Annotated in this window: 16 protein-coding genes and 2 riboswitches; of the genes, 4 read left to right on the top strand and 12 right to left on the bottom strand. The window is 69.3% G+C overall.

What is annotated here, in order from left to right; genetic code table 11:
* Positions 1 to 6: 6 nt before the first annotated feature.
* Entirely contained in the window at positions 7 to 654 is a 648-nt protein-coding gene (locus ACSFBM_RS21015; protein ID WP_435486108.1) for a DUF2625 domain-containing protein, read from the bottom strand.
* 221 nt (positions 655 to 875) lie between these two features.
* Between ACSFBM_RS21015 and ACSFBM_RS21020 the strand changes: the two genes are divergently transcribed.
* Entirely contained in the window at positions 876 to 2,177 is a 1,302-nt protein-coding gene (locus tag ACSFBM_RS21020; protein WP_435439401.1) for a UDP-N-acetylglucosamine 1-carboxyvinyltransferase, read from the top strand.
* Positions 2,178 to 2,208: 31 nt separating this feature from the next.
* Here the strand turns inward: ACSFBM_RS21020 and ACSFBM_RS21025 are convergent, their stop codons facing one another.
* Positions 2,209 to 3,228 (bottom strand): hypothetical protein, encoded by a 1,020-nt coding sequence (locus tag ACSFBM_RS21025; protein ID WP_435486109.1) that lies wholly within the window; start codon positions 3,226 to 3,228, stop codon positions 2,209 to 2,211.
* Between the two features lie 115 nt (positions 3,229 to 3,343).
* Here ACSFBM_RS21025 and ACSFBM_RS21030 point away from each other — a divergent pair, with 115 nt between their 5' ends.
* Together ACSFBM_RS21030 and ACSFBM_RS21035 are read left to right on the top strand one after the other, a co-directional pair.
* Entirely contained in the window at positions 3,344 to 4,387 is a 1,044-nt protein-coding gene (locus tag ACSFBM_RS21030; protein ID WP_435486110.1) for an NAD(P)H-dependent flavin oxidoreductase, read from the top strand.
* 61 nt (positions 4,388 to 4,448) lie between these two features.
* Complete coding sequence (locus ACSFBM_RS21035) at positions 4,449 to 5,123, top strand: alpha/beta hydrolase (protein WP_435486111.1); 675 nt, start codon at positions 4,449 to 4,451, stop codon at positions 5,121 to 5,123.
* 44 nt (positions 5,124 to 5,167) lie between these two features.
* Here the strand turns inward: ACSFBM_RS21035 and ACSFBM_RS21040 are convergent, their stop codons facing one another.
* From ACSFBM_RS21040 to hisD, 6 genes are read right to left on the bottom strand one after another with little or no spacing between them, the layout of a single operon-like run.
* Positions 5,168 to 5,983 carry an HpcH/HpaI aldolase family protein gene (locus ACSFBM_RS21040; RefSeq protein WP_435486112.1) on the bottom strand — a complete coding sequence of 272 codons (816 nt, stop codon included), beginning with the start codon at positions 5,981 to 5,983 and terminating at the stop codon, positions 5,168 to 5,170.
* On the bottom strand, positions 5,980 to 7,008 hold the full coding sequence (locus tag ACSFBM_RS21045) for a Bug family tripartite tricarboxylate transporter substrate binding protein (RefSeq protein WP_435486113.1): 1,029 nt from the start codon (positions 7,006 to 7,008) through the stop codon (positions 5,980 to 5,982). Before ACSFBM_RS21045 ends, ACSFBM_RS21040 begins: the two co-directional genes overlap by 4 nt.
* Positions 7,009 to 7,018: 10 nt before the next feature.
* A complete protein-coding gene (locus ACSFBM_RS21050) occupies positions 7,019 to 8,017 on the bottom strand; it encodes a Bug family tripartite tricarboxylate transporter substrate binding protein (protein ID WP_435486114.1) in 999 nt (332 codons plus the stop codon).
* Between the two features lie 34 nt (positions 8,018 to 8,051).
* Positions 8,052 to 9,134 carry a LacI family DNA-binding transcriptional regulator gene (locus tag ACSFBM_RS21055; RefSeq protein ID WP_435486115.1) on the bottom strand — a complete coding sequence of 361 codons (1,083 nt, stop codon included), beginning with the start codon at positions 9,132 to 9,134 and terminating at the stop codon, positions 8,052 to 8,054.
* A complete protein-coding gene (locus tag ACSFBM_RS21060; protein WP_435486116.1) occupies positions 9,131 to 9,898 on the bottom strand; it encodes an SDR family NAD(P)-dependent oxidoreductase in 768 nt (255 codons plus the stop codon). The genes ACSFBM_RS21055 and ACSFBM_RS21060 overlap by 4 nt, the downstream gene beginning before the upstream one ends.
* Positions 9,898 to 11,217, bottom strand: coding sequence for a histidinol dehydrogenase (gene hisD / locus ACSFBM_RS21065; RefSeq protein WP_435486117.1), 1,320 nt, complete (start codon positions 11,215 to 11,217; stop codon positions 9,898 to 9,900). Before hisD ends, ACSFBM_RS21060 begins: the two co-directional genes overlap by 1 nt.
* A 209-nt stretch (positions 11,218 to 11,426) precedes the next feature.
* Between hisD and ACSFBM_RS21070 the strand changes: the two genes are divergently transcribed.
* A complete protein-coding gene (locus tag ACSFBM_RS21070) occupies positions 11,427 to 12,329 on the top strand; it encodes a DUF3014 domain-containing protein (RefSeq protein ID WP_435486118.1) in 903 nt (300 codons plus the stop codon).
* Between the two features lie 46 nt (positions 12,330 to 12,375).
* On the opposite strand, the gene gcvP is transcribed toward ACSFBM_RS21070, so the two are convergent.
* The 4 genes from gcvP to ACSFBM_RS21090 all read right to left on the bottom strand — a co-directional run bounded on the left by gcvP (position 12,376) and on the right by ACSFBM_RS21090 (position 17,852).
* On the bottom strand, positions 12,376 to 15,285 hold the full coding sequence (gene gcvP / locus ACSFBM_RS21075) for an aminomethyl-transferring glycine dehydrogenase (protein WP_435486119.1): 2,910 nt from the start codon (positions 15,283 to 15,285) through the stop codon (positions 12,376 to 12,378).
* Between the two features lie 129 nt (positions 15,286 to 15,414).
* Positions 15,415 to 15,786 (bottom strand): glycine cleavage system protein GcvH, encoded by a 372-nt coding sequence (gcvH, locus tag ACSFBM_RS21080; protein WP_435439389.1) that lies wholly within the window; start codon positions 15,784 to 15,786, stop codon positions 15,415 to 15,417.
* 41 nt (positions 15,787 to 15,827) lie between these two features.
* Positions 15,828 to 17,006: a glycine cleavage system aminomethyltransferase GcvT gene (gene gcvT / locus ACSFBM_RS21085; protein ID WP_435486120.1), complete on the bottom strand. Its 1,179-nt coding sequence runs from the start codon at positions 17,004 to 17,006 to the stop codon at positions 15,828 to 15,830.
* 45 nt (positions 17,007 to 17,051) lie between these two features.
* A riboswitch (glycine riboswitch) is annotated at positions 17,052 to 17,164 on the bottom strand.
* Between the two features lie 12 nt (positions 17,165 to 17,176).
* A riboswitch (glycine riboswitch) is annotated at positions 17,177 to 17,267 on the bottom strand.
* Positions 17,268 to 17,300: 33 nt separating this feature from the next.
* Positions 17,301 to 17,852: a hypothetical protein gene (locus ACSFBM_RS21090; RefSeq protein WP_435439373.1), complete on the bottom strand. Its 552-nt coding sequence runs from the start codon at positions 17,850 to 17,852 to the stop codon at positions 17,301 to 17,303.
* Positions 17,853 to 17,874: the final 22 nt, after the last annotated feature.

The raw sequence follows: 17,874 nt of genomic DNA on the forward strand, positions 1-17,874 counted from the left end.
CTGCGTCTACCTCACCAGCGTGGACGCCAGCTCGGCATTGAGCGCGTACTGCTCGGCAACGCCCACGGCCTTGCGCGAACTGGTGTGCACGGAGCCTTCCTTCGCCCAGAGAAAGGGATAGAAGTTGAAGCACTGGTCCGCAGGGATGGCTTGCACGTCCGCCTCCCAGCCGCTCCAGCGCGAGCCCGCATAGAACACCTGCAGCCGGTCGGTCGACGCCCATTCCAGGAAGTCGCTGTAGCCGATTTCCAGTGACTCCCACCTGAGCGTCTCGGGCGCCCAGTAGTACATGGCGCCAGCATCTTCCCCGAGCCCGCCGCCGTTCAGCGCGAAGAAGCCGCCCACCACATCGTCCGCTACGAGCAAGAAGCCCGACGAGCGCTCTTCGTTCCAGTCGACGATGTTGCGGGCCAGCTTCGGGTGACCCGAGCCCAGCACGCGCAGCCAGCCATGGTCGATGAGCAGGCCGCCGGTGTCGTGGGCCACGGCACCCATGGTCGAGCGTGTCGTGACCTGGAGCGCGAGCAGCACACGCTGCCTGTCGGCTTCGGAGGGCTCGAGAATTTCGAACGGGTGGCTGGCGCTTGCGGCCCATTCCTGGACGAGGGGCAGGGCGGCGTCTTCGGTGTCGATCAGTTCTTCGAGCGTGCGCATAAGAAGTTGGTTTTGAGAATCCGGATGGCTGGCGGCCGCATGTAAAGCAAAAGAATTGTTAATTCGTGGGCGTTCGCTTTGAAGTTCTTACAACTTCAGCGCCGTTCGTGCTGCTTTCTGACGGTAAAGTGCCCGTCTCCGGTTTCGGATTGTCCGCGACTCTTTCTGCGTTCCCCGCGCTTCCCTCCTCCCTCTTCCGCCTTCCCCCCGTTCGCCTCTTCATGTCCAACCTCATCGTGCATGGCGGTACGCCGCTCCGCGGCCGCATCACCCCCTCCGCCAACAAGAACGCCGTGCTCCCGGTGCTCTGCGCCACCCTGCTGACCTGGGAGCCGCTGCGACTGCACGGCGTGCCCGACATCACCGACGTGCGCAAGATCCTCGACATCTTCCGCACGCTGGGCAGCGAGGTGCGCATGGACCACGACACCGGCACGCTCGAACTGCACCATCGCGAGACCACCTTCGACGCGGCGCGCCACCGGCTGCCCGAGGAAATGCGCTCGTCGATCATGCTGGTGCCGCCGCTGCTGGCGCGCTTCGGCGTGGCGCGGCTGGAGGACAACGTCAAGGGCTGCACGCTGGGCGTGCGCGAGATCGATCCGCACGTGGAGGTGTTCCAGCGCTTCGGTGGCGAGGTGGAGCGCACCGAGGGCTCGCTGCTGGTGCACAGCAAGGGCCGCCTCACGCCCACCGACCACTGGCTGGACTACGCCTCGGTCACCACCACCGAGAACTTCGTGCTGTGCGCGGCTGCCGCGGGCGGCACCTCGACGCTGACCAACGCCGCGTCGGAGCCGCATGTGCAGGAGTTCTGCCGCTTCATGGCCATGATCGGCGTGCGCATCGAGGGCATGGGCACCTCGCGGCTCACGGTGCACGGCGGCGGCGCGCTGACGGGCGGCGAGTTCCGCTTCGACGAAGACTTCCACGAGATCACCACCTTCCTGGCGCTGGGCGCCATCACCGGCGGCGACGTGGTCGTGCGCAACAGCGCGCCCGAGAACTTTCCGCTGCTCGACCGCACCTTCGCGAAGTTCGGCGTGCAGATCGTGCATGAAGACGGCTGGTCGCGCGCCATCCGCACGGGCCCGCTGAAGGTGCAGACGCCCTTCACGAGCAACGTGCTGACCAAGGTCGAGGCGGCGCCGTGGCCTTACTTTCCGGTCGACCTGCTGCCGATCTTCATTGCGCTGGGCGTGCGCGCGCAGGGCAATGCGATGTTCTGGAACAAGGTGTACGACGGCGCCCTGGGCTGGACCGGCGAGCTCTCGAAGTTCGGCGCGCACGTGTTCTCGTCGGACCCGCACCGCCTCATCACCTTCGGCGGCAATCCGCTGACGCCGGCGGTGGTCGAGAGCCCCTACATCATCCGCGTGGCCATTGCGCTGTTCATGGTGGCGGCGAGCATCGAGGGCAAGTCGGAGATCCGCAACGCCGCGCCCATCCGCCGCGCGCATCCGCGCTTCGTGGAGAACCTGCGCAGCCTGGGCGTGCAGGTGGAGTGGACCAGCGAAGAGTGATGCGAGCAGTGACGCGAAGACGCCCCGGGCCTCAGAACGAGGGCACGGGGTTCTTGCCCTCGGTCAACACGTAGGCACCGTTGCGCCAGGCATAGACCAGCGTGCTGTCGACGGTGTCCACACGGCTGCTCTTCGCGCTGGCCGTGCGCTCGCCCTTGAAGGCGATGCGCATCTCGCCCGGGGTGGTGTCGTCGGCGCCGGCCACGAAGCTGGGCGTGCCGCTGATGTCGTAGCACTCGCCGTTCGCGGGCTCCTCGGGCTTTTGCGACTTGAGCACCTTCTCGCAGGCCTCGTCGGCCCCTTCGTTGGACGCCGACAGCGCAATGCTCGGCGTGACCACGCGCACCTTGCCTGCGTCCAGCGCATACACCGACAGCCACTGTCCGCAGTAGCCCTGCCAGCAACTGCCGCTGGTGATGGTCAGCGCAAATCGCTGCGGCGCCACGCGCTCCACCTTGGTGGTGCCCAGGTTGCCCATGAAGCCGAGGTAGTCGACCGCGTCGCTGCGGCTCGTGAGCTTCCAGCCGTCGGCGCCTTGCTCGAAGAAGTAGGCGCCGAGCCACGCGCCGCTCGCATGGCCGTCCATGGCCTGGCCCCGGTCGTCGACCGGCACGGTCTCGGTCAGCATCACGGCGTGCGTGTCGTCGAGCTTCACCACTTCGCGCGGCGACACGCGGGCCGTCTGCTCGGCGGCGCTGCCGGGCACGGTCTTGCCGTCGTTGCCGATCTCGGGCAGCGAGACGATGTCGGGTTGCTGGGGCGTGGCGTTGGGGCTTTGCGAATCGGGGAACACCAGCGCCATGAGGTCGGCGCGCCGCAGCGTGGCCGATGTGTGCGAGCGCGCGGCGCCGGCGGTGGCGTCGGTGGCGGATGCCGCAGGTGCGGCGGGTGCGGCCGCAGGTGCAGGCGTGTCCTGCGACGCAACGGCGTTTTCCTTCTGCGGGCAACCGCCGAGTGCCAGCAGGCCGGCAGCGGCAAGGGCGACGGCGGCGGGGCGCTGCAGCAGCTTCGAAAAGGCGAACGGGGGCGATGTCGGGTGGAGTCGGGGCATGGCCTCCATTTTGCCCAAGCCGCTCGGCGATGACCCTGCCGCCGCGGCGACCTCCGGCTTGGCAGGACAATGCGCGGCATTCGACGACGCGCAACGCAAGACAAGGAGCCTTCGCATGACCACGCTGCAGCAACTTCTGGGCACGCAACTTCCCCTCATCCAGGCGCCCATGGCCGGCGTGCAGGGCAGCGCGATGGCCGTCGCGGTCAGCAACGAAGGCGCCCTCGGCTCGCTGCCCGGCGCCATGCTGAGCCCCGAGGCCCTGCGCAGCGAGTTGGCTGCCATTCGCGCCGGCACCGGCAAGCCCTACAACGTCAACTTCTTCTGCCACACGCCGCCGGTGCCGAGCGCCGAACGCGAGGCCACGTGGCGATCGGCGCTGGCGCCGTACTACGCGGAGTTCGGCATCGACGCGGCCAGCATTGCCGCCGGGCCGGGCCGCAACCCCTTCAGCGCCGAGGTGGCCGGCCTGCTGGCCGAGTTCCGCCCGCCGGTGGTGAGCTTTCATTTCGGGCTGCCGTCCGAAGCCTTGCTGGCGCAGGTGCGCGGCTGGGGTGCGAAGGTGCTGGCCTCGGCCACCACGCTGGACGAGGCGCTGTGGCTCGAAGCGCACGGCGCCGACGCGGTCATCGCGCAGGGGCTCGAGGCGGGCGGGCACCGCGGCCACTTCCTGTCGCACGACCTGACGAAGCAGCTCGGCACCTTCGCGCTGCTGCCGCAGCTGGTGCGGGCGGTGAAGGTGCCGGTGATCGCGGCGGGCGGCATTGCCGATGCGCACGGCGTGGCGGCGGCCATGGCGCTGGGCGCTGCGGGCGTGCAGGTGGGCACGGCCTACCTGCTCACGCCCGAGGCGACGACCAGCGCGCCGCATCGCGCGGCGCTCAAGAGCGATGCCGCGCGGCACAGCGCGCTCACCAACCTCTTCACCGGCCGGCCGGCGCGCGGCATCGTGAACCGCGTGATGCGCGAGCTGGGGCCGCTGGGCGCGGTGGCGCCGGAATTTCCGCTGGCCACTTCGGGCATCGCGCCCTTGCGCGCCAAGGCCGAGGCCAAGGGCAGCGGCGACTTTTCTCCGCTGTGGTCGGGCCAGAACGCCACCGGTTGCAGCGAGGTGTCGTCGGCCGAGGTCACGCGTGCGCTGGCGAAGGGCTTTCGCTGACGGCTGCGACATCCGCATCGAATCTTTCACATCGACCCTGCACGACCCGAGCGTTTGACCCATGACCCAACTTCACCTGCCCCTCAAGTTCCTCGAACACCCCGCCCAGCCCTCCGTGCGCGAGCCCTGGCTGCTGGTGCTGATGCACGGCGTCGGCAGCAACGAGCAGGACCTGTTCGGCCTGGCGCGCATGCTGCCCCCGCAGTTTCACGTGCTGAGCCTGCGCGCGCCCTACGTGCTGTCGCCCGACGCCTATGCGTGGTTCGAGTTCCAGGTGCTGCCCAATGGCGAGCGGCAGATCGATGAAGTGCAGGAGCGCGAAAGCCGCTTCCTGATCGGCGAAATGATCGCCTCCGCCGCGCAGCAACTCGGCGTGCCGCCCGAGCGCGTGGTGGTCGGCGGCTTCAGCCAGGGCGGCATCATGGCGCTGTCGCTGCTGCTGACCAAGCCCAAGACCGTGCGTGCCGCGATGGTGTGGCACAGCCGGCTGCTGTCGCAGGTGGTGCCGCAGGTGGCGGCGCCCGAGGCCTTCGAAGGCAAGGCGCTGTGGGTGAGCCATGGCAGCGCCGACAACGTGATTCCGCCGAGCGCCGCGCAGGTCACGCGCGACCTGGCACGCACGCTGCCGCTGGCGCTGTCGGGCGCGGACTTTCCGGGTGCGCACGAGCTGCGTCCGGCCGAACTGCAGGCCACGGTGGCGTGGCTGCAGTCGCTGAGCGCGCCGACCGGCACCTAGACGACGGGTCGGGCACGCGCGGCGCGACTGTCGATTCCACCGCGTCAGTAGCCGAGCGTTGCCGCCGCAGGCCTTCGCCCGCCGGCACCCGAGGCCTGCTGGAAGGCCTGCGTGATGAGCCCCGTGGTGGTGCTCGCGAAGTAGCGCGCGCCCCACTGGGCGTACTTCGCCTCGTCGTCCGGCGTGAGCGCGATCACGCCGCCGCAGTTGCCCGCGTCGCGAATGGCGCACAGCGCGCGCTGGATGGCCGCTTCGACCTCGGGCGCCTTCCAGTTGTTGTCGAAGCCCATCGCATGCGAGAGGTCGTTCGGTCCGACGAAGACGGCATCCACGCCGGGCACGGCCGCAATCTCGGCGGCCTGTTCGACGGCTTGCGGCGTCTCGATCATCACGATCAGCGCCACGCCCGCGTTGCTGCGCTCGGTGTGCGCCACGCCGGGAAAGGCGCCGTAGCCGGCGGCACGCGGGCTGAACGCGCTGCCGCGCCGGCCCGTGCGCGGGTAGCGCACCTGCTGCACCAGGTCGCGCGCTTCTTCCGCGCTGCCCACCATGGGAATCTGCACGCCGCTGGCGCCCATGTCGAGCACGCGCGAGATGTCGTGCCGCAGGCAGCGCACCACGGGCACGATGCCGCTCGCGCGTGCGGCCCGCAGCATGTGCTCGGTGGTCTCCAGGTTGGCGCTGCCGTGCTCGTTGTCGAGGATGACGAAGTCGAAGCCCGCGTAGCCGCACATCTCCACGATGGCGGGGCTGGGCAGCGAATTGAACAGGCCGCGCAGGCGCTGGCCGCTCCTGAGCAGGGCGGGCAGGCGCGTGTCCAGCGGGTGGGTCGGATGGAGGGGTTGGTCGGCCGTGCTCATTCGATGCTCACGTGGTTGGTCTTGATGAGCTCGGCGAACTTCAGCGTCTCGTCCTGGATGAACTTGCGAAAGGCCTGCGGCGTCATCGGCTTGGGCGTGAAGCCCTGCGCCCCCAGCCGCTCGACCACCGAGGGCGTGCGCAGCACCGCCACGACCTCGGCGTTGAGCCAGGTGACCACAGGCGCGGGCGTCGCGGCCGGCGCGAGCAGGCCCAGCCAGGTCGCGGCCTCGAACCCGGGCACGCCCGATTCGGCCACCGTTGGCAGCTCGGGCGCCAGTGGCGAGCGCGCGGCGCTGGTCACGGCCAGCGCCTTGGCCTGGTTGTTCTTGGCGAACGCGAGCGCGGTGCTCATGTTGTCGAACTGCATGTCGATCTGGTTGCTCGCCAAGTCGACCAGCGACTGGCTGCTGCCCTTGTACGGCACGTGCACCGCCTTGCCGCCGATGCGGTTCAGGAACATCAGTGCCGTGAGGTGCTGCGAGGTGCCGTTGCCGCTGGAGCCGTACGACACCGCATCGGGCTTCGCCTTGACGACCGCAACCAGCGACTTCACGTCGGTGGCGCCCGACTTGTTGCCCGCCAGCAGCACGAGCGGCGTGCTCGCGAGCTCGGTGACGGGCGCGAAGTCCTTGTCGACGTTGTAGCTCAGCTTCTTCAGCAGCGTGGGGTTGACCGACAGCGCGGTCTGAGTGCCCAGCAGCAGCGTGTAGCCGTCGGGCTTGGCGCGCGCGACGAACTCGGTGCCGATGCCGCCGCCCGCGCCGGCCCGGTTGTCGACCACCACGGCCGTGCCCCAGCGCTTGCCGAGTTCTTCGGCCACCAGGCGCGCGACGATGTCGGTGGCGCCGCCCGGTGCGAAGGGCACGACGATGGTGACGCGGCCGGTGGCGGGGTAGCCGCCCGGGCCGGCGGCCGTCTGTGCCGCGGCGAAGTTGCCGATGCCGCCGACGAAGGCCAGCGCGGCGGCCGCCCGCCATGCGGTGCGGCGCAGCTGTGTCATGGGTGTGTGGGGTGTGTGCTTCATGCTGTGTTCCTCATTCGGCCTGGATGCCTGCGTCCTTGATGACCTTGCCCCACTTCACGATCTCCGCCTGCTGGAAGGCCGTGAAGGCCTCCGACGTGCGGCCGTCGGGCTCAACGCCCAGGCCGCGCAGCTTGTCCTGCACATCGGGCATCGCGACGATGGCGGCAATCTCGCGCGCCAGCCGCTCGACCACCGGCTTGGGCGTGCCGGCGGGCGCGAACACGCCCTGCCACGACTGCATCTCGAAGTTCGGCGCGCCCGCCTCGGCCAGCGTGGGCACGCCGGGCAGGCTGGCCAGCCGCTTCGCCGCGGTCACGCCGAGCACCTTCACGCGCTTGCCGTCGATCATCGGCCGGGCCGCCGCCACGGTCTCGAACACCATGTCGATCTGCCCGCCGACCAGGTCGACGATCGCCTGCGAGCCGCCCTTGTAGACGATCTGTCGCATGCGCGTGTGCGTGATGTTCTCGAACAGCTGGCCCGACAGGTGCTGCGAGGTGCCGGGGCCGGCGGTGCCGTAGGTGAGGCTGTCGGGCTTGGCCTTGAGCTCGGCCACCACCTGCGCCACCGAATTGAACCGGCTGCCCTCCGGCACCACCAGCACGTTGCTCACCATGCCCACGAGGTTGACCGGCACGAAGTCCTTCACCGGGTCGTAGCCGAGGTTCTTGTTGAAGAAGGGGTTGACCGCGTGCGTGGTGATGGTGCCGCCCATCACGGTGTAGCCGTCTGCCGGCGCGCGCGCCACGGCCTGCGTGCCGACGATGCCCGACACGCCCGGGCGGTTGTCGATGATCACCGGCTGGCCCAGGCGCTCGCCCAGGTGCTGGGCGACGAGCCGCGCCACGCCGTCGGAGACGCCGCCGGGCGAGAAGGGCACGACGTACTTGATCGGCTTGGTGGGCCAGCCGGCCGGCTGCGCGTGGGCAACGCCGGCCATGGTGGCCAAGGCCGTGAGTGCGGAAAGTGCAAGTGCGGTCAGCACTGTGGGGCGGATTCGGGGGCTCATGGGGTTGTCTCCTGGATGGATGGATGTGGCCCGCTCAGGCGGGCTTCGAAACGGTTGTCTTGCCTCGCGGCGCACGCGGGCTTGGCGCCTTTGGCGGGCGCGCCGGGCGCACCGAGTCGCGCTCGACCACGCGGCACGCAATGACCACGTTGCGCGGCTGCGCGTCGTCCAGCATCTGTTCGTGCAGCAGCTCGACCGTGGCCTCGACCATCGGCTCCACGCCCTGCACCACGGTCGTGAGGCGGTAGGCGCCCCAGGCGGCCTGCGGCACGTCGTCGAAGCCGACCACGCTCACGTCCTCGGGCACGCGCAGGCCGAGTTCGTGGCGCAGCACGTCCATCACGGCGATGGCCATGTGGTCGTTGGCCACGAACACGGCGTCGGGGCGCTTGGTGGCGGGCACGTCGGCGAACATGGCGCGTGCCGCGTCGCGTGCGCGCTCGAAGCTGTAGTGGCCCACCTCGCGGCGGAACACCGACACGCCGGCTTGCGCGAGCGCGTCGTTGAAGCCGCGCTCGCGCTCCAGGTTGGTCGACGACTTCTCCAGCCCCGCAAGGAACGCGATGCGCTTGTGGCCGCGCGCGAGCAGCAACTCGGCCACCATGCGACCGCCCTCGCGGTTGTCGGAGGTGACCGAGCTGGTCGTGTGGCGCGCGAAGGCGCTGGTGTCGGGCACGCGGTTGAACAGCACCACCGGCACGCCCGAGTCGGCGCACTGGCGCGCGAGGTCGGGCGACAGCATGGCCGAGGCCATGACGATGCCGTCGATCTGGTACTGCAGGATCTCGTCGAGCACGCCGTCGGTCTCGTCGCCGTCGCTGATGAACATCAGCACGTGGTAGCCCTGCTTCTGCAGCTTCTGCGAGAGCTTCTCGATCACCAGCGGATAGAACTGGTTCTCCAGGTAGCCCATGACCAGCGCGATGATGCGGCTGCGCCGCGTGATCAGGCTGCGTGCCATGGCGTTGGGCCGGTAGCCCAGCGACTTGGCAGCGATCATGACGCGGGCGCGCGTGTCTTCCGACACGCTGGCGCCGGGCGTGAAGGTGCGGCTCACGGCCGACTGCGACACGTTGGCGAGCCTGGCCACGTCCTGCGCGGTGGCGTTGGACCTCATGCCGCGCTCCAGCCGCCGTCGAGCATCAGCGCGCTGCCGGTCATGAGGCTCGATGCCTCGCTCGCCAGGAACACCACCGCGCCCATGATCTCCTCGGTTCGGCCCAGGCGGCCCAGCGCGATGCGCTCGGTCACCCAGCCGCGGAACGCGGGGTCGGCGAACATGTTCGCCGTCATCGCGGTCTCGATGAAGGTGGGGCAGATGGTGTTGACGCGGATGTTCGCCGGGCCCAGTTCCCAGGCCAGCGCCTTGGTCATGCCCTCGACGGCATGCTTGCTCGCGCAGTAGAGCGTGCGGCGCGGGCTGCCGACCACGCCCATCTGCGAGGAGATGGTGACGATGGAGCCAGGCAGCTTCGCCGCGAGCAGGCCGCGCGCGACCGTGCGCGTGACATACAGGGTGGCCTTCACGTTCAGGTCGAACACCGCGTCGATGTCTTCGTCCTGCACGTCGACCAGCAGCTTTGGCCGGTTGAGGCCCGCGTTGTTGACCAGCACCTGGAACGGCGCCACGGCGCCCAGCGCGGCGGTCACGGCGGCCGGGTCGGTCACGTCGAGCACCAGCCAGTCGCACGCGCCGCCATCGGCACGGATCAGTTCGCAGGCTTCGCGCAACTCGTTCTGCGAGCGCGCGGCCAGGGTGACGTGGGCGCCGGCGCGCGCCAGCGCCGCCGCCGCGGCCAGGCCGATGCCGCGCCCCGCGCCGGTGACCAGCGCGCGCTGGCCATCGACACGAAAGCCCGGCGAGCGGGGCAGCGCACCCATCACGACAGCGCCGGGACCGGCTGGTACCACGGCACCTCGGCGCGCGTGCCGTAGCGGCGCACGCGCAGGTTGGCCTGCTCGCCGTGCCCGGCAAAGTTTTCCATGTGGCACAGGCGCGAGCAGTACTCGCCCATGAGCGCGCTGGCCTCGTCGGTCAGCACCTTCTGGTAGGTGCAGGTCTTCAAGAACTTGCCGACCCACAGGCCGCCGGTGTAGCGCGCGTTGCGGTTGGTGGGCAGCGTGTGGTTGGTGCCGATGACCTTGTCGCCGAAGCTCACGTTGGTGCGCGGGCCGAGGAACAGGGCGCCGTAGTTGGTCATGTGCGCAAGAAAGTAGTCGGGGTCGCGCGTAAGCACCTGCACGTGCTCGAAGGCCAGCTCGTTGGCCTTCTGCAGCATCTCTTGCTGCGTGTCGCAGACGATCACCTCGCCGTACTCGGCCCAGCTCACGGCGGCGATGGCGGCGGTGGGCAATATCTTCAGCTGCCGCTCGATCTCGGCCAGGGTGTCGTGCGCAAGCTGCTCGCTCGTGGTCAGCAAAATGGCGGGCGAGGTGGGGCCGTGCTCGGCCTGGCCCAGCAGGTCGACCGCGCACATCTCGCCGTCGGCCGTGTCGTCGGCGATCACCAGCGTCTCGGTCGGGCCGGCGAACAGGTCGATGCCCACGCGGCCGTAGAGCTGGCGCTTGGCTTCGGCCACGTACATGTTGCCGGGGCCCACCAGCATGTCGACCGGGGCGATGGTCTGGGTGCCCACGGCCATGGCCACCACGGCCTGCACGCCACCCAGCACCAGGATTTCGTCGGCGCCTGCCATGGCCATGGCGGTGACGATGGCCGGGTGCGGCGCGCCCTGGTAGGGCGGCGCGGTGGCCACGATGCGCTTCACGCCCGCCACCTTGGCCGTCAGCACGCTCATGTGGGCCGAGGCCAGCAGCGGGTACTTGCCGCCGGGGATGTAGCAGCCCACGGCATCCATGGGGATGTGCCGGTGGCCGAGCACGACGCCGGGATAGGTTTCGACCTCGACGTCCTTCATCGAGTCGCGCTGGATCTGCGCGAAGTTGCGCACCTGCTTCTGCGCGAAGGCGATGTCCTCGATCTCGCGCGCCGACAGGCTCTTGCGCGCCTTCTCGATGGCGTCGTCCGAGAGCCGGAAGTCGGCGGGGTTCCAGTTGTCGAACTGGCGGCTGTAGTCGCGCACGGCCGCATCGCCGCGTGCTTCCACGTCCTTGATGATGCCTTCGACGGTGGCGCGCACCTTGGCGTCGTCGTCGGCCCGGACTTGCACGTCCTTGCCGCGCTTGAGGTATCTGATCATTCGCTTTGCCTTCAGGTTGGGTGTTGCATACGAATGCAATGTCGAAAGCTTGCATTCGTATGCAAACAGGGAAAACCCTTGGACTGAGCGAAGCGCGCGCACATCCCTGCGCTCACAGGGCGTTACCTCGCCAGGGCTTGCCCGCCACCCGAATTGGTGCACCATGGCCCTTCGCCACCCCTGACATTCCTCGAAAAGGAACCCGACCCATGCCCGACAGCGACGCCCGCGACGCCCCCGACTTCCGACCCCGCCGCGAGACGCCCACGGGCGCCATCGTCGTGGCCGTGCTGGTGCTGCTTGCGGCCGCATTTTTCGGCTGGCGCTGGTACCAGCAGCAACAGCAGCCACCCGTCGAGCCCGCGCCCGTGGCTGCGGCGCCCAATGACGCGCCGGCCGCACCGCCGCATGCCGCTGCCGAGCCCAAGGGGCCGCAGAACCCGGTCGACGCACTGGCGCCGCCCGACGCCGCGTTGCCCAAGCTGGCCGACTCCGATTCGCGCGTGATGAAGGCCCTGGCCGAGTTGCTGGGCGCCAAGAACGCCGAGGCCTTCCTGCGTTCGGACGGCATCGTGCACCGCTTCGTGGCCACCGTCGACAACCTCGCGCGCGAACAGGCGCCGGCCAACGCATGGCCGGTGCAGCCCACGGGCCAGCGCTTCATCACCGAAGGGGAAGGCGAGACGCAGGCCATCTCGGCCAACAACGCCGCGCGCTACAACGCCGTCGTGCTGCTGGCGCAGTCGATCGACCCGGCCAAGGCCGCGGCCGTGTACGCCAGGCTGTATCCGCTGTTCCAGCAGGCGTATGAAGAGCTGGGTTACCCGGGGCGCTACTTCAACGACCGGCTCATCGCCGTGATCGACCACCTGCTACAGGCGCCCGAGCCCACGGGCCCGGTGCTGGTGCGGCTGGTCGAGGTGAAGGGCGACGTGCCCTCGCAACGGCCGTGGGTGCGCTACGAGTACGTCGATCCGCAACTGCAGTCGATGTCTGCCGGCCAGAAGATCATGGTGCGCATGGGGCCGGAGAACGAGCGCAAGGTGAAGGCCAGCCTGCGCGGGCTGCGCCAGCAGGTTGCCACGGGCGAGGTGGCAAAAAAGAAGGGCTGAGGATCGCGGTGCGGCGGCGTTTTCAGGCGCCGCCACCGCGTCCGTTTCAGGCCTCTTCGGCTTCCTTGTAGTCGCCCACCGGCACGCAGCTGCAGAACAGGTTGCGGTCGCCGTACACGTTGTCCACACGGCCGATGGGTGGCCAGTACTTCGCGTTCTTGAGTTCGGCCAGCGGGAACGCGCCGAGTTCGCGCGAGTACGGGTGTGCCCATTCCGTGCCGAGCAGGCTGGCCGCGGTGTGCGGTGCGTGCTTGAGCGGGTTGTCTTCCTTCGGCCAGACGCCTTCCTCGATGCGGCGGATCTCGCCGCGAATGGCGATCATCGCGTCGATGAAGCGGTCGAGCTCGACCAGCGGCTCGCTCTCGGTCGGCTCGACCATCAGCGTGCCCGGCACCGGGAAGCTCAGCGTGGGCGCGTGGAAGCCGTAGTCGATGAGGCGCTTGGCCACGTCTTCCGCGGTGACGCCGCTGGTGTCCTTCAGCGGGCGAAGGTCCAGAATGCACTCGTGCGCGACGTGGCCGTTGGGGCTCGCGTACAGCGTGGGGTAGTGGTCCTTCAGGCGTGCGCTGATGTAGTTGGCGCTGAGGATGGCCGTCTCGGTCGCGGCCTGCAGGCCCTTGGCGCCCATCATGCGGCAGTACATCCAGCTGATCGGCAGAACAGCCGCATTGCCCAGCGGCGCGGCAGACACAGCCCCCACGCCATGCGAAGCCACACCTGCGGTCGCATGGCCTGGCAGGTACGGCACCAGGTCTTCGACCACGCACACCGGGCCCACGCCCGGTCCGCCGCCGCCGTGCGGAATGCAGAAGGTCTTGTGCAGGTTCAGGTGGCTCACGTCGCCGCCGAACTCGCCCGGCGCGGCCACCCCGACCAGCGCGTTCATGTTGGCGCCGTCCACGTACACGCGCCCGCCGTGCTCGTGCACCAGCTCGCAGAGTTCCTTCACGCGCGTCTCGAACACGCCGTGCGTGCTGGGGTAGGTGATCATCACGGCGGCCAGGTGGGCGCCGTGCTTTTCGCAGGCGCGCTTCAGGTCGTCCATGTCGACGTTGCCCTGCGCGTCGCAGGCCGTCACCACCACCTGCATGCCGACCATCTGCGCGCTGGCCGGATTGGTGCCGTGGGCGGAAGACGGAATCAGGCAGATGTTGCGATGGCCCTGGCCCTGGGCTTCATGAAAGCCCTTGATGGCCAGCAGGCCCGCGTATTCGCCCTGCGAGCCCGCGTTGGGCTGCAGGCTGATGCCCGCGTAGCCGGTGGCCTCGCACAGCCAAGCGCGCAGTTGCGCGTCGAGCTGGGCGTAGCCCTGCAGCTGGTCGGCCGGCGCGAAGGGATGGATGTTCGCGAACTCGGGCCAGGTGATCGGGATCATCTCGCTGGTCGCGTTGAGCTTCATCGTGCAGCTGCCCAGCGGGATCATGCTGCGGTCGAGCGCCAGGTCCTTGTCGGACAGGCTGCGGATGTAGCGCAGCATCGAGGTTTCGCTCTTGTGGGTGTTGAACACCGGATGCGTGAGGAAGGCGCTGGTGCGGCGCAGGTCCTCGGGGATCAGCGGCGTGGCGCTGGCGGCCAGGTCGTCGAAGCGCGGCATGGCGGTGCCGGCAGGCACGAACAGCGCCCACAGCGTCTCGACGTCGGCGCGCGTGGTGGTCTCGTCCAGCGAAATGCCCAGGTGGTGCTGCAGGCGCTGGCGCAGGTTGACGCCGCCGGCCTGCGCGCGTTCCAGGATGGCCTGCGTGTCGTCACCCGTGCTCACGGTGAGCGAATCGAAGGCGGTGCCGTTGACCGGCTCGCGGCCCATCTGCGACAGGCCCTTCGACAGGACGGCGGTGAGCGCCGCCACGCGCTGCGCGATGCGCGTGAGGCCGTCGGGCCCGTGGTACACGGCGTACATGCTGGCCACCACGGCCGGCAGCACCTGCGCGGTACAGATGTTGGACGTGGCCTTCTCGCGGCGGATGTGCTGCTCGCGCGTTTGCAGCGCCAGGCGGTAGGCCGGTTGGCCGTGCGCGTCGACGCTCACGCCCACCAGGCGGCCCGGCAGCGAGCGCTTGAACGAATCGCGGCAGGCCAGGTAGGCGGCGTGCGGGCCGCCGTTGCACAGCGGCATGCCGAAGCGCTGCGTGGTGCCGCAGACGATGTCGGCGTCGAACTCGCCGGGGGCGACCAGCAGCGTGAGCGCCAGCAGGTCGGCCGCGACGATGAGGGCGGCGTCGCACTGGTGCGCATGGCCCGCGAGCGGGCGCAGGTCATGCACATGGCCGGTGGTGGCGGGGTACTGCGCGAGCACGCCGAAGAACTCGCCGCTCACCATCAGCAGCGGCAGCGTTTCCGACACGGTGCTCACCTTGACCTCGATGCCCAGCGGCGCGGCGCGCGTCCTGATGACCTCGATGGTCTGCGGGTGGCAGTCGCCCGACACCAGGAACACGTTGCTCTTGCTTTTGACGCTGCGCTTGGCCAGCGTCATGGCTTCGGCCGCGGCCGTGGCTTCGTCGAGCATCGACGCGTTGGCGATGGCCATGCCCGTGAGGTCGCACACCATCGTCTGGAAGTTGAGCAGGGCTTCCATGCGGCCCTGCGAAATCTCGGCCTGGTAGGGCGTGTAGGCCGTGTACCAGGCGGGGTTCTCGAGCACGTTGCGCAGGATCACGCCCGGCGTGTGCGTGCCGTAGTAGCCCTGGCCGATGAAGCTCCTGAACACCTTGTTCTTCGACGCCAGCGCCTTCAGCTCGGCCAGCGCGTCGGCCTCGGTCACCGGCGCGGGCAGCCGCATCGGCTTGGCGCGGCGGATGGCCGCCGGCACGATGCCGTCGATGAGCTCCGCGCGCGTGGCCGAGCCGATCACCGGCAGCATGCGCGCCTCGTCCGCCGCATCAATGCCGATGTGGCGGGCGAGAAATTCTTCGGCGTTCTCTAGTTCTTGCAAAGAGGGAAGGGCGGGCGTCGGCATGGCGTGATGGATCGGCTAAAAAAAGAAGAAAGGCTCAGCGGTCGCCGCCGGGCCGCCCCAAGGCGGGCCGCGCCTTCCCCATGGGGGATGGCGAAGCACACGAAGTGGCAAGCCGAGGGGCGAACATTTCTAGGATTCGGCGGCGAACTTGTCGTAGCTGGCCGCGTCCAGCAGGGCGTCGAGTTGCGCGGGTTCGCTCAGCTTGACCTTGAAGAACCAGCCGCTGGCCAGCGGGTCGCTGTTGGCGAGCGAGGGGTCGGCGCGCAGCGCTTCGTTCACTTCGACGATCTCGCCCGACACGGGCATGAACACGTCGGCGGCGGCCTTGACCGACTCGACGACGCCGGCGACTTCGCCCTGGGCAAAGGTCTTGCCGACTTCGGGCAGGTCGACGAACACCACGTCGCCCAACGCGTCCTGCGCATGCACGGTGATGCCGACGGTGGCAGCGCCGCCTTCGGCCGACACCCATTCGTGGTCCTTGGTGTACTTGATGCTCATGGAAAACTCCTCGTGGAAAAAATGATTCGGGGGTGCAGAGCCTAGCCGCGGAAATAGCGCGTCGGCACGAAAGGCAGGGTCGAGACTTCCATGGGCACCGGCTTGCCGCGCACGATGGCCTGCAGGCGCGTGCCCGGCTCCGCGAAAGCGGTGGCCACGTAGCCCATGGCCACGCAGCGGTCTGCCGTGGGGCCGAGCAGGCCGCTGGTGACGATGCCGATGTCGTGGCCCTCGAAGGACTGCAGCACCGTGCCGTCGCGCACCGGAATGCGTTCGAGCGCGACGAGGCCCACCCGCTTGCGCTTGAGCGTGTCATGGTCGGTGTGGCCGGCGGCCCCCGGGGCGGCCGCGGCGAGCTGGGCCAGGATCTTCGCGGCGCCCGGAAAGCCGCCTTCGCGCGCGCCACCGGCACGGCGCACCTTCTGCATCGCCCAGTTGAGCGAGGCCTCGACCGGCGTGGTCGTGGTGTCGATGTCGTTGCCGTACAGGCACAGGCCGGCTTCCAGGCGCAGCGAATTGCGCGCGCCCAGGCCGACGGGCTTCACCTCGGGCTGGGCCAGCAGCAGGCGGGCCAGCGCCTCGGCGTCCTTGGCCGCCACCGAGATCTCGAAACCGTCTTCGCCGGTGTAGCCGCTGCGGGTGACGAAGGCCGGAATGCCGCCGATCTGCACCGCGCCGCCGGTCATGAACACGAAGCGCTCGATGCCGGGCGACAGCCGCGCCATCGTGGCCGCCGCCTGCGGGCCCTGCAGCGCGAGCAGGGCGTGGTCGGGCAGGGGTTGCACCTCGCAGCGCGCGCCGATCTTCTGCTGGATGTGGGCGATGTCGGCCACCTTGCAGGCGCCGTTGACGATCACGAAGAGCGAGCCGTTGCCTTCGTTGAAGAACATCAGGTCGTCGAGGATGCCGCCCTCGTCGTTCAGCAGCAGGCCGTAGCGCTGCTTGCCGGCGGGCAGGTCGATCACATCGACCGGCATCAGGGTCTCGAAAGCCGCTGCGGCGTCGGGGCCGACCAGGCGCAGCTGGCCCATGTGGGAAATGTCGAACAGGCCGGCCGCGTCGCGTGTGTGCTTGTGCTCGGCCATCAGGCCGGCGGGGTACTGCACCGGCATCGAGTAGCCGGCAAAGGGCACCATGCGGGCGCCGAGCTCCACGTGGAGGTCGTACAGCGGCGTCTTGAGAAGCGCAGTGTCGGGGGCGGAAGCAGCGGAAGAGGCCATGGGGCACTCCAAAGGGGCAGACGAAATCCATGACGCAAGCCATGGGCCACCCCTGCTGTCCGCTTTACCTGAGAGATTCGCCCCACGATCGGGGTTTGCTCCTTCGGTGGGCTGCTGCATCGTTTCCGGTGCGGCGGCCTCTCTCCAGCAAGGAAACGCCGGTGTGTACCGGCGCCTTGTCAGTCCTTTTGCCTGAGCGTTCGGGAATCCCCTGCGCCTTCGGCGGCCCCGTCGCGCGGGGCTCTCTCCTGACCCGGGCGAGTGTAGTGGATCGCGGTGCGCGGGGTTTTCGTTTCAGTGAACGATTTCAGCCGGCGGCAGCAGCCGGTCGATGCGTTCGCGCAGCGATTCGGCGCGCTCCGGGCCGGCGGCTTTCTCGATTTCGCTGAGCATCAGCGCGGCGATGGTCATCATGGCCTCGCGGTCGCGCGCCTCGCGCAGGGCGTCGCGCATCTGCAGCGCGAACTTGGGGTCGCGGCGCACGAACATGCGCTCGCAGATGTCGAACAGGAACATGCGCGTGGTGGCCAGCGAGCGCTTGCCGTCGAAGCTGTCGGCCGAGGTGCTGACCTGGATCGTGTCGGCGGCGGGCACGGCCAAGGCCTGTGCCGCCTGTGCCGCCCGCGCGGCCGCAGCCGCGGCGGCCTGCGGGTCTTGCAGGTAGCCCCGCTGCACCAGCGCCTGGAGCGCCTGCTCGGCCTCGTCACGGGTGCTGAACAGCGGGCTGAAGTCGGTCAGCGAGCGGCGGCCGTCGGCCATGAGCAACAGCGCGCGCTCCCGCTGGCTGAGCGTGCGCTGGCCGCCCTGGAGTTCATCGCGGGCCTTGTCGGTCTTGGTGGGGAACATGGCAGCCACAGCTTTCGGGAGT

The sequence above is a fragment of the Variovorax pasteuri genome (assembly GCF_051216435.1).
In the GTDB taxonomy this organism is placed as follows: Bacteria; Pseudomonadota; Gammaproteobacteria; order Burkholderiales; family Burkholderiaceae_C; genus Variovorax.

Excerpts from the sequence above, each read along its gene's own strand:
- ACSFBM_RS21050 (WP_435486114.1), bottom strand. The coding sequence starts at position 8,017 with ATGAGCCCCCGAATCCGCCCCACAGTGCTGACCGCACTTGCACTTTCC.
- ACSFBM_RS21015 (WP_435486108.1), bottom strand. The coding sequence starts at position 654 with ATGCGCACGCTCGAAGAACTGATCGACACCGAAGACGCCGCCCTGCCC.
- ACSFBM_RS21025 (WP_435486109.1), bottom strand. The coding sequence starts at position 3,228 with ATGCCCCGACTCCACCCGACATCGCCCCCGTTCGCCTTTTCGAAGCTG.
- ACSFBM_RS21040 (WP_435486112.1), bottom strand. The coding sequence starts at position 5,983 with ATGAGCACGGCCGACCAACCCCTCCATCCGACCCACCCGCTGGACACG.
- ACSFBM_RS21020 (WP_435439401.1), top strand. The coding sequence starts at position 876 with ATGTCCAACCTCATCGTGCATGGCGGTACGCCGCTCCGCGGCCGCATC.
- ACSFBM_RS21030 (WP_435486110.1), top strand. The coding sequence starts at position 3,344 with ATGACCACGCTGCAGCAACTTCTGGGCACGCAACTTCCCCTCATCCAG.
- gcvP (WP_435486119.1), bottom strand. The coding sequence starts at position 15,285 with ATGCCGACGCCCGCCCTTCCCTCTTTGCAAGAACTAGAGAACGCCGAA.
- ACSFBM_RS21045 (WP_435486113.1), bottom strand. The coding sequence starts at position 7,008 with ATGAAGCACACACCCCACACACCCATGACACAGCTGCGCCGCACCGCA.
- ACSFBM_RS21035 (WP_435486111.1), top strand. The coding sequence starts at position 4,449 with ATGACCCAACTTCACCTGCCCCTCAAGTTCCTCGAACACCCCGCCCAG.
- ACSFBM_RS21090 (WP_435439373.1), bottom strand. The coding sequence starts at position 17,852 with ATGTTCCCCACCAAGACCGACAAGGCCCGCGATGAACTCCAGGGCGGC.
- gcvH (WP_435439389.1), bottom strand. The coding sequence starts at position 15,786 with ATGAGCATCAAGTACACCAAGGACCACGAATGGGTGTCGGCCGAAGGC.
- gcvT (WP_435486120.1), bottom strand. The coding sequence starts at position 17,006 with ATGGCCTCTTCCGCTGCTTCCGCCCCCGACACTGCGCTTCTCAAGACG.
- ACSFBM_RS21070 (WP_435486118.1), top strand. The coding sequence starts at position 11,427 with ATGCCCGACAGCGACGCCCGCGACGCCCCCGACTTCCGACCCCGCCGC.
- ACSFBM_RS21060 (WP_435486116.1), bottom strand. The coding sequence starts at position 9,898 with ATGGGTGCGCTGCCCCGCTCGCCGGGCTTTCGTGTCGATGGCCAGCGC.
- ACSFBM_RS21055 (WP_435486115.1), bottom strand. The coding sequence starts at position 9,134 with ATGAGGTCCAACGCCACCGCGCAGGACGTGGCCAGGCTCGCCAACGTG.
- hisD (WP_435486117.1), bottom strand. The coding sequence starts at position 11,217 with ATGATCAGATACCTCAAGCGCGGCAAGGACGTGCAAGTCCGGGCCGAC.